This is a genomic window from Sphingobium olei (assembly GCF_042678845.1).
Classification (GTDB): Bacteria; Pseudomonadota; Alphaproteobacteria; order Sphingomonadales; family Sphingomonadaceae; genus Sphingobium; species Sphingobium olei.
In genome coordinates this window covers 1-9,241 of record NZ_JBHTLS010000083.1, presented here as the reverse complement: position 1 = coordinate 9,241, position 9,241 = coordinate 1, and the positions used below count along the sequence as shown (strand labels likewise).

Below are 9,241 nucleotides of genomic sequence, written 5' to 3'. Positions count from 1 at the left end.
GGCGAGCGAACCGTCTCTGGACTGTGGGACCTCATCGGCAGGCTCGTCGACATCTTCAAGCCCGCCGAGTGCGCCAACTACTTCAGTTCTTGCGGATACGATCCAGAATGAACGGAAACCGCTCTAAATCTATGCCCTGATCGGCAAGGCTGCGATGGTCGATGCGCGCATCTATGTCGAGTTCGGCCAAGCGTTGATTGACGTGATCGGCCCAGCGTTCGCGCCATTGCTCGACATTGCCATGCTCGTTCCAGTCGCGGACCTTCTGCCCGAATCCTTCCGGGCCGACTTCGCGCATGGTGAGCATGACATGGGCATGGGGCTTCTCCATGCCGCTGGCGTCTATGTCCCGATGCACATTGAGGTCGGCGATCATGCCGCGATCGACAAACTCGGCCTGCACGAAGTCACGGGCAAGCGCGATGCCCTCGGCCTTGCTCATCTCGCGCGGAATGGCGAACTCGACTTCGCGGGCAAGCTGCGCGTCCTTGCGCTTCTCGACGCCCTCGACTTCATTCCAGAGGGTTTCCCGGTTGGAGAAGCGTTCGGGCGCGCCCTCCGGGAGCATGATTTCGCTATGCTCGACGCCGGAGCGGGCGCGGAAATCATGGTCGCGGTCGAGACGCTCGTCGCGCAGGCGCTCGCCCGCACGATAGGCCGCCGCCGCGACGGCGGAGCGGCCCGAAGCACGGCCAATGACCTGAACGGAGAAATGGTATATCGCCATGGCGACATCCATTTACTACTGCGAAGCGCACGTCGGAACGACGTATAAGCGCGCCCTTCTCGAAATTTTCTCGGACGGGACTAGGCGGTGTCAGGCTGTCCCGGCGACTCTACTGCGCTTGCGGCAGGTTCATCTTATCATGGCTCCATCGTCACTCAATGGAGACTTAGCGATGCGTAAGCCCCGCGACTTTAATTCGGAACTCAAGGTGCTGGCTGACAAGGCCAAGGCGCTTAAGGAACGGCGTGTAAGGCAGCTTGGCGAACTGGTCGTGGCTTGCCAAGCCGATACGCTCGATGCCGATCTGCTGGCAGGCGCATTGCTTCACGCCGCCACGGTGAAGGACATCGCCGTCAAGGAGGGCTGGCGCAACGCGGGTGCGGCCTTCTTTCTCGGCAAGGGCGGCAAGCCTGCGGGTGGACCTGATCCTGTCGGCCAAGGCGCTGCGGCGGGCCGGAGCGATGCGCAATAGGCTTGAAGCCAGCAAAACGCGAACCGACATGCGCGATTGGGCCGTCGCTCGCCGTGAACGCACGCGGCACCTTATTGAATTGGGCGGCCTCATCATCAAAGCGGGTCTGGTCGATCTGACCGACGATGATCGCGCCACGCTCTATGGGGCGTTTCTCACGGTTGCCGACCGACTGCGCGGCGATGAACGAGCCAACGCGCTGGCGCTCTGGAAACGCAAGGGCAAGCGCGCGTTCGAGGCGGAACAGGAACGAAAGGACGCCTGACTGCTAGCGGCTGGGCTGCTGCGTCCGATCCTTGTTGCGCTTGTCGGCGACATAGCTCTGGCCGCTGTCGGTCTTCACGATCTCGAACAGGCCGGTGGCGGCAAACAGCGCGGGGAAGTTCTTGACGCCATAATTGCGGGGATCGATCGGCGCTTGCCGCTTGGCGGCGCTCCCCGCCGCCGACATCGCTGCCCATCCGTCTTCGCGCGCGGCGGCGTCCACCGCACCGCGCAGGATCGTCACAAGTTTGGTGTCCTGCGACAAGGGTTTGACCGCCGTCTTGTCGGCTGGCTTCTCGGCTGGTGCGGCCTTCGGATTCGCCGCTGCCTTGCTCTTTGGTTTCGGTTTGGCGACAGGCTCGGGTGTGGCGACAGGCTGGGCCGGATCGTCCAGCGTATCGAGATAGAGGAAGGTTGTGCAGGCGTTGACGAACGGCGCAGGCGTCTTGCGCTCGCCAAAGCCATAGACCTCATGCCCATTGGCCTTGAGTTGCATCACCAGCGGCGTGAAATCCGCGTCGCTCGATGCGAGGCAGAAACCATCGAGCTTCTGGGTGTAGAGCAATTCCATGGCGTCGATCACGAGCGCGATGTCGGTGGCGTTCTTGCCGGTCGAATAGCTGAACTGCTGGATGGGGCGGATCGCAAAATCGTGCAGCCTGTCTTTCCAGCCCTTGAGACTGGCGTTCGCCCAATCCCCATAGGCGCGTCGGATGTTGGCGGTGCCATATTTGGAAAGCTCCGCCAACATGGCCGCGATCCTGCTGTGCGATATGTTGTCGGCGTCGATCAGCAAGGCGATGCGCCGGTCCGGCGTCCTGCGCGCCCGCTCTTCGGATTCCATGGGTTCGGTCATGCCCGAACGATAGCGGCGGCGCGTTAAGATTGGTTTGCAGGGACCTAGCGCCCGACCAAGTTGCATAGCCATGTCTCGAACGTCGGTCGCCGTCGCCCGATTTGGCGGATCGAATGCACCATTCGCCAGATGCCGCCGCCGCTTTCGCGCGAGAAGTCCCCGCACGCGCGGCGATGCCGTTCGTGGAGTGCCGCTTCCGCCTCGGCAATCACCTCAAGCGGCCGCTGGCGATGCTCCCTGCCGTCAACGGTGGCGCAGATCACCAACAAGGCTTCGACGATGCAGGCTTCCACGGCGGCGACCATGATCGACAACCGCTCGGCGATCTCGACATAGGAAAGCTCGTCCACGCGGTGAAGCAGGAACACCACGCACGATAGCGGTGGGAGTCGATCGAGCGCGGCTTCGTACAAGGCGAGCGTTTCTGCATCGGCGCATGCGGTCATGTCATTGCGCCTCTCCGCCCGTGGAGCAAAGCCCTCGGCCGGGAATGCCCCGTCACGTCCTGAACCCGGTCGAGCATCGCACGGATGAGAACACGCACCTGATCGGGCGTGAACCCGCCGTCATTGATCGGGGGATCGCCATTCAGGTGCGGATAGCCCCATTTCCAGAAAGGCGAGAGGACGACCGCCAGCCGGGCCATGTCCGGGCAGTCATGTCCGAACCCGGTCGCATTGGCATAGGCGAGCGCCTTGGTGATGTCCTGCCGGATATGTTCGGCGTTCCACTCATCAGTGATACCCACGTCGAGTAAATGGGCACACAAGGCCAGCTTGGCGCTGGCTCCCGCTTGATGCAGCGTCTGACGGATATAGCGGGGATCGGAGAAGAACCCTGCCTCGATCGCAGCGAAGGCGATTTCCGCGCTGTGATAGCGGTCGCGGCTCAAGCCGCACCCTTCCCGGCTGCGGCGCAGCACGGCGGGCGCATCCTCATAACGATCGTGGAGCGACGCCAACGCTTTCGCCCAGGGCGATGTGATTGCCGGCACCATGACAGGGGCCGCCGCGATGCCTCGCAGCCAGTCGCGGCGCGACGTGCCGCCCATCGAATCATCCCGAGGACTTTCCCGTGAGGTCATTAGCCTGCCTTCATTCCGGCCGTCCCGAAGCGATCATGTTGCCCCGGAAGGACTAAGCGGCACCGCTTATAGCATCGAAGGAGGGAAATGTGCAATAACCGGCACCGGTTAATCGGCTTCCGATTGAAAGGGCGAAATGCACGGTTACGACGACAGGATGGGAAGACCACCGCTCAATGTGAAATCGACCAATGTCCGTTTGCCCGAAGGTCTTGGCGAACGGATCGACAAGCTCGTGGGGCGGCAGCGCCGCGCCGCGTTCATCCGCGAGGTGCTGGAACGCGAGGTCGAGCGCCGCGAGAATGAGCAAGGCAAGGTCGGATAAAAGAGGACTTTCAACCCCGACGGAAAACCCTCAAGCACTGGTTGTCGGGCACCTCGGCAATCCGACAGTGATTTTCGGACATGTGGGGGCTCGGGGGATCACGCAACGCCGTAAGCGGCGGGATCGCCGTGGAAATGCGCCGCACCCTGTCGGAAGCATGTGATTGCCGTCAGGGAAGCTGCCGGTCTCCTTTCGACCCAATCCCCGTCGTTTCAGGTTCGCGATCGACTTCCCGAAAGCGGTCGTTCCCACCGTGCCCGGCTATCGAAATGATAGGGGCCGTTTCCGCGCGAGACCGGATCGGTATGAGCCGACAAAGCTTGTCGGGTGCGCAGAAACACCGCACCGTGTGGACTCAGGAACGCGATAAGCATCGGCTATCGGGGGTGGCAGAAGCGTCTCTACTGTCGTTGCGATAGTGATTTGTAGTAAATTCTGGCCGCGCCCGGCGTGGGCTCGAAGGTGAAGCAGTCGCAATAGTCATCGATCGCCTGCATCACGCCGAGAAGGGATGGGCCAGAGAATGCCGCTGTCTGGCCGGTGCCCCAATGGCTTAGGAAGTTTCCAACGATCGTCACCATGTTGGTGTTCAGACCGGCTTGCTGGGCCGCGTCGAGTTCGAGGTTGTTGGCGGCCTTGTGCAGTTTGACGGCCGCCTCAATGGCCTTGAGGAATTCGCTCGACAATTGCTTGTCGTCGTTGAAGGCGATGTCCACCGGCACCGGGATCCGGAGTTTGCTGATGAGATCGCTCAATCGATATTCCAAATACTGCCGCACGCCTTCCTTTGCGGAGTCGACCTGACCGGCTTGAAGCATCGAAATGGTGCGGTCGCGCACCTTGTTGACCGCTCCGGCCTGCGGCAGGACGGCAACCTGCGGCGATCCCTCGAGGCGCTGGTGCCACCACGTTCCCGAACCGCTGTGCTTGTTGAACAGCTTTTCGAGCATCGTGTCGTGACTCAACAGGATCACCTGCGGTCCTGTCGCGTTTCCGGGCCTCGCGAAGGTGGTTCTGATGAGTTCAACGAGGAAGTGCTGGTGCCCGGCGTCGAAGCTGGACGTCACATCATCGAGAACTACGAATTTCGGCAGTCCGCCGTAGAGAGACGCGGCCGCCAGATAGAGCGAGATCGCGAATGCGTTGCGGAAGCTCTCGGAGAGAAGCGCCTGGGGTGAGACGTTCGTTAGCCCGTAGAATTGGGTAAGGCCGATGCGCAGTTCCTCGCTATCTGCCTTCTTGGAAACGGCCGGCTCGACGCCGTGAAACGACATCTTCTTGAAATAGTCCTTGAAGACGGGCTCGACAGCAGCGAGGCGCGCCTTGCTCATACCTGCCTCTGCCGTCGCGAAGGTTTTGGATGCATCGACAAGAAAGTCACGAACCCGATCGACACAGGCGTCTCTGGCGGCTTCTTCCGCGATCACATTCCGGGATTGCTCGAGCTTTTTCCAGCTATCCTGCAAGCGCCGCGCGGTCTCCACTTTCTTGGTCACCTCGACCGACGACGGCGGCAATTCTTTCTCGAGCTGGACCTGCTCGGCTGCCAACCGCGCATCGATCTCGCCAACCCTAGTGCGCAGTGCCGCAAGATGTTCCACCAACGCCTCGGCTTCTGCCTTGGAGATCGAACCCGCCGAGGCACGGGCTTGCCTCACGGTGAGAAGCCGCTTCGATGGAGTGTCCTCGACAATGGCCTCAAGTTGCAGGAGTTCTGTCCAGCCGGCCTCGTTCCATTCCGCCGCCAGTGCGGCGGTGGCTTTGTCCAAGGCCTCGAATTCGGAGAGCCTGGAGGCGAGATGGTCCCGAAGGCTATGCGCGCCCGTTCCATCGCAGAGCGGACAGAGGTGGGGATCCTCCCATTGTTCGGCTTCGACGACCTTTTTGCCCGCCTGGTAAAGCTCGAGCATGAGATCGCCGGCGGTCTTTTCCAGCGCTTCCTCGCGCTCGCCGGCACGGGCTGCCAATTGCGCGGCCCGCTCCGCCGTGGGCGCCCCATGATTGACCTTCGCGAGGTCGCCACGCTCCCGAATGCACGCGCCAAGGCGTTCTCGTTTCGGCCCGCCCTCGGCATCCTTGATCGCCTCTATGCAGGCGTCGATGTCGATGGCGACGAACGCCTTTCCTTCGCAGACGGGTTTCAGGGGCGCGATCTGGGCCAGCGCGTCCTGGCACTTCTCCTTCGCCGCCGTCGCATCCATCTCGCCAATAGCCGCCCCGACAAGAATCTCGTAGTCCTTAGCGATAGCTGACGACAGTTCACCGGCGGTTCGTTCTTCGCGCGTCTTGTTCTGCGCGTGGGCGGTTGTGCCGAAGTGATTGTTGAACGCGCGCGTGTTCACCAGACCTGCGAGGGCCTGACGAAGATCGCTATATGCGGAAAGCCCCAGCAGGCCGGAAAAGGTGCGCCCCCGAACGAGTGGGGGCGCGGCGATGAACTTCTGAAAAGTCGGTCCATCAAGGAATACGAACTCGCGGTTGAGCGCAGTCAGTATCGCGCTGGCGTCCCACGGCGCGGTGGCGGCGACCGAGCGAAGGCCGAGCGTGTTTCGGCTGACGGTGATCTCGCATTTTTCTCCGCCGGGCTCGGCGACAAGCCGGAGCTTTATGGTGGACTGACCGGTCGAGTGAAATCGATTCTGATAGTAGTCTTTGTCCCGCTCGGCGGCGGGGAGTTCATCCAGCCAGGGTAGTTTTCCGGTGATCGCATAACGCACCGCGTCGTAAACGGATGTCTTGCCAACACCGTTCACCGCCGAGATGCTGCTAACCTTGGCGGGTTGCAGCTTAAGCTCGAGGGGGTGCCCCTCATTGTTCACGCCCCTAAATCCCTCGATCAAAACGCCCTCAAGTAACCAGCCGGTCACAGGCGGCAGGGGCGCGGCCAATGGTTGGGCGGTGGCCGTATTGGCGGGCGTAACCGCAACCTCCACCTCGCTTGTGTTTTTGACCTCGGCGGGCGGGGCGGCGCAAATCTCGAACAACCGATCCCAGACTTCATCCGCCTTGTATTTTCCCTCGAGAAGCGCCGGAAATTGCTGTCGCATTTCCACTCCCAGCGCGGCATCCATCTGGTCGATATAGTCTCCGAACGCGGATAAATTGTCGTCGAGACTTGCATTCTCGTCGAATGCGAAGCCCTCTGCCTGTACAGCCATAATATACACCCCCCCATTTTTGCCCATCTCAATCATGACGTGAGTATTTCGTGGACACAAGTGTCGCAGGTTTGATCGGGTGACTTGGTGCGGTGGTGATTAAGCCTCCGCCAGCAGCCTCCAAGATGCCAGAACCCGTGAATGCCACGGTCCACCGAGAATCATACTTGGAGGGCAATTCATGACCGATCACATGATCGCGTGCCGTGGAGTTTGTCGAAGCCGCTCCGAACCCGAATAATGATGCCGCGCCGTAAGGGTCACCAAGTACGAGCCGAAACGTAGTGATGGCAGAGTCTAGCTGAAGGTCCGCGATGGCGGCGCGTTGCAGCCGAAGTAGTGTGGCCCCTGAAAGGCCGCTTCCCCAACTTCAGCGCCCAGAAGCGGTCAGGCAGGAATCCACCCCTCGATCGCCGTTCGACCGCCCGGTTCGGGCCTACCGGCCCTGACAGCCGCCTGTCCGATTTTGGGCGGGAAAGCTGACCAAGCAAAATCGACCCAGAAGATGCCGTTCAGCACTCGCCGGTCATCGAAGCGCGGAACGCCTCGGGGCTTGTTGGGCAAAAGTGGTTCGATTGTGCGCCACTCGAAATCGATCAGATGATATCGGCTCATGCCGATGCTGAATCACATCCGCTGCAAACAGCCAAAGCTATTCCGAGGCGAAGACCCAGATCGTCGGAACGCCATAGCGCTTCGCCCACTCGCAGGCCGCCTCGACCGCTAGGGGAAGATCGACATCGTGCTCGGAAAGCGATCCGTAGCCTACCCACTCGCCAGCCGCGTTGAAGGCACTACCGCTGCCGAAAAAAAGGCCGTCCGTCTCCTCAACGAAGAGCCACGGCTCATTGTCCGACAACGAAGGACGTTCGGCTTCGGAAGCGAGGCGCACAATCTCAACCACATCAGCATGGTGCAGCGCCAATCCTGCGAATGCAATGGTGCCATCCGCTCACCGCACGTTTATGGGTTTACGGCCTGATTAGCGCCTTTTGTCCGGAAAGCTGACATTCCGCTGTCCACCCCGTCCTCGCCGTTCCCGAACGAATGACCGACAATCAGGCGGTAGCCGTCATGTCGCCTGCCGTGTGGTTGCCGCCACTGCAAAGCGGCCTGTCGCCGATCGACCAGACGCGGACATCTATGTGGGAACCTGTGATGCTTAAATGCAGACAAAAATAGGTAAAACTAGACTTTTTACTACTGAGTAAAACGGATCCTCAATATCCTACTGTTATCAAGATTCTGCCAGTAAATAGCTCCGCCGCGTCGAAACAATCTCACATAAGTAGGAGCGCTGAACAATCCAGCATATCCGTTGTGGAGGCATATATAGCGGCCTATTTTGATTAGCGGAAAGGTGGGAGAATTCGGGACCATTGCGTTTCTAACGGCTGTCTCATAGCCATTCTCGCTAATATTATAATTCGTCCCGAACGGTGAAAATCCATGAAATATGTTGAACGATACGCTGCTGCAATCGATCAATGTCCCTCCTACCGAACATGTTTCTTTTTTCCCATTAGTGCGGATCACTTCGCTCAGGCCGACCGTGCCGTCAGGGCTGGTCCATGGCCATGGATCGTGAAGCAACAGCTTCAAATATGAGCGCACTATCATCGGCGCATATAGCGGGATTATTAAAAACGCTGTTGGGAATTTGTATCCAAGTTCCCTCCAAGCCGCTGGCTTATGAGACATGACCAGCGAAAAAATCAGAAAATAAAGGACGACCAGCCCCACAATCCCCTTTTTGAGAATAGTCATGCTTTCCCTTCTCGACATGCTGCGCTAGCATAAAAACAAGATGATCTTTATCATTAGACGGTAAGCAACCTCTTAAATCATCAATGCCAGCAATTAGCCTATTGCTGCATAATCATTTTACGCCGCCGGGCGGCAACTGTCGCCGAATATCTCCCTGGAACCAGCAAGTCCGCCACTCACCCATCTTCGCCGTTCCTGACGCGATGCTCGAAAATCAGGCGAAAGCCGTCGCCTACCATGCGATTTCCGTCAGGCAGCGGCTGCCGTTGCCCGCCGAAAACTGCTAGTTATCCGTTCACCAGCGCTAGCCGTTCAAGGATCACAAATTATTTGCCATTAGCAAAAGCCATTATCACCAACTCCGCAGAGAACGGCGCATGATGTGGATGACTTTACTGGCCGCTGTAACGGTGACGGGTGACTTTCCCTATCAGACACTGGTGCTCTCCAGCAGAAGCAAGTCAGAGGCTGTGTCAGAACGCTGACGTAACGGTGGACGGCCGAGTTTCGATATGATTCCGAGGGGTTGCGACACCAACTTTGGAAACCATCATGTGGAACCCGACCGCCCGCGCGCATCATAGCCGC

9 protein-coding genes and 3 pseudogenes are annotated in these 9,241 nt (G+C 59.7%); 4 read left to right on the top strand and 8 right to left on the bottom strand.

Annotated elements, in window-relative coordinates; translation table 11 throughout:
• A pseudogene (locus ACFQ24_RS04935) lies at positions 1 to 111 on the top strand (IS630 family transposase); the annotation flags it as partial.
• Between the two features lie 10 nt (positions 112 to 121).
• Here the strand turns inward: ACFQ24_RS04935 and mobQ are convergent.
• A pseudogene (gene mobQ, locus ACFQ24_RS04930) lies at positions 122 to 727 on the bottom strand (MobQ family relaxase); the annotation flags it as partial.
• Between the two features lie 172 nt (positions 728 to 899).
• Between mobQ and traD the strand changes: the two are divergent.
• Both traD and ACFQ24_RS04920 read left to right on the top strand, forming a co-directional pair.
• Complete coding sequence (gene traD, locus ACFQ24_RS04925) at positions 900 to 1,199, top strand: conjugal transfer protein TraD (protein ID WP_380909412.1); 300 nt, start codon at positions 900 to 902, stop codon at positions 1,197 to 1,199.
• Positions 1,200 to 1,227: 28 nt separating this feature from the next.
• Positions 1,228 to 1,464, top strand: a complete 237-nt coding sequence (locus ACFQ24_RS04920) for a conjugal transfer protein TraD (protein WP_380909414.1) — start codon at positions 1,228 to 1,230, stop codon at positions 1,462 to 1,464.
• A 3-nt stretch (positions 1,465 to 1,467) separates the two neighbouring features.
• On the opposite strand, the gene ACFQ24_RS04915 is transcribed toward ACFQ24_RS04920, so the two are convergent.
• The 3 genes from ACFQ24_RS04915 to ACFQ24_RS04905 are packed head-to-tail and all read right to left on the bottom strand — an operon-like array spanning position 1,468 to position 3,370.
• Positions 1,468 to 2,307, bottom strand: coding sequence for an NYN domain-containing protein (locus ACFQ24_RS04915; protein ID WP_380909410.1), 840 nt, complete (start codon positions 2,305 to 2,307; stop codon positions 1,468 to 1,470).
• A gap of 56 nt (positions 2,308 to 2,363) precedes the next feature.
• Positions 2,364 to 2,765 carry a sigma factor-like helix-turn-helix DNA-binding protein gene (locus tag ACFQ24_RS04910; protein WP_380909408.1) on the bottom strand — a complete coding sequence of 134 codons (402 nt, stop codon included), beginning with the start codon at positions 2,763 to 2,765 and terminating at the stop codon, positions 2,364 to 2,366.
• Entirely contained in the window at positions 2,762 to 3,370 is a 609-nt protein-coding gene (locus ACFQ24_RS04905; RefSeq protein ID WP_380909406.1) for a hypothetical protein, read from the bottom strand. Before ACFQ24_RS04905 ends, ACFQ24_RS04910 begins: the two co-directional genes overlap by 4 nt.
• Before the next feature lie 190 nt (positions 3,371 to 3,560).
• Between ACFQ24_RS04905 and ACFQ24_RS04900 the strand changes: the two genes are divergently transcribed.
• Positions 3,561 to 3,728: a hypothetical protein gene (locus ACFQ24_RS04900; protein ID WP_380909404.1), complete on the top strand. Its 168-nt coding sequence runs from the start codon at positions 3,561 to 3,563 to the stop codon at positions 3,726 to 3,728.
• Between the two features lie 401 nt (positions 3,729 to 4,129).
• On the opposite strand, the gene ACFQ24_RS04895 is transcribed toward ACFQ24_RS04900, so the two are convergent.
• The 4 genes and pseudogenes from ACFQ24_RS04895 to ACFQ24_RS04880 form a co-directional block, all read right to left on the bottom strand.
• Complete coding sequence (locus ACFQ24_RS04895; RefSeq protein WP_380909402.1) at positions 4,130 to 6,922, bottom strand: hypothetical protein; 2,793 nt, start codon at positions 6,920 to 6,922, stop codon at positions 4,130 to 4,132.
• A gap of 423 nt (positions 6,923 to 7,345) precedes the next feature.
• Positions 7,346 to 7,501, bottom strand: a pseudogene (locus tag ACFQ24_RS04890) (transposase); the annotation flags it as partial.
• Between the two features lie 37 nt (positions 7,502 to 7,538).
• Positions 7,539 to 7,811 carry a hypothetical protein gene (locus ACFQ24_RS04885; protein ID WP_380909400.1) on the bottom strand — a complete coding sequence of 91 codons (273 nt, stop codon included), beginning with the start codon at positions 7,809 to 7,811 and terminating at the stop codon, positions 7,539 to 7,541.
• Positions 7,812 to 8,086: 275 nt separating this feature from the next.
• A complete protein-coding gene (locus ACFQ24_RS04880) occupies positions 8,087 to 8,653 on the bottom strand; it encodes a hypothetical protein (RefSeq protein ID WP_380909398.1) in 567 nt (188 codons plus the stop codon).
• Positions 8,654 to 9,241 lie beyond the last annotated feature (588 nt).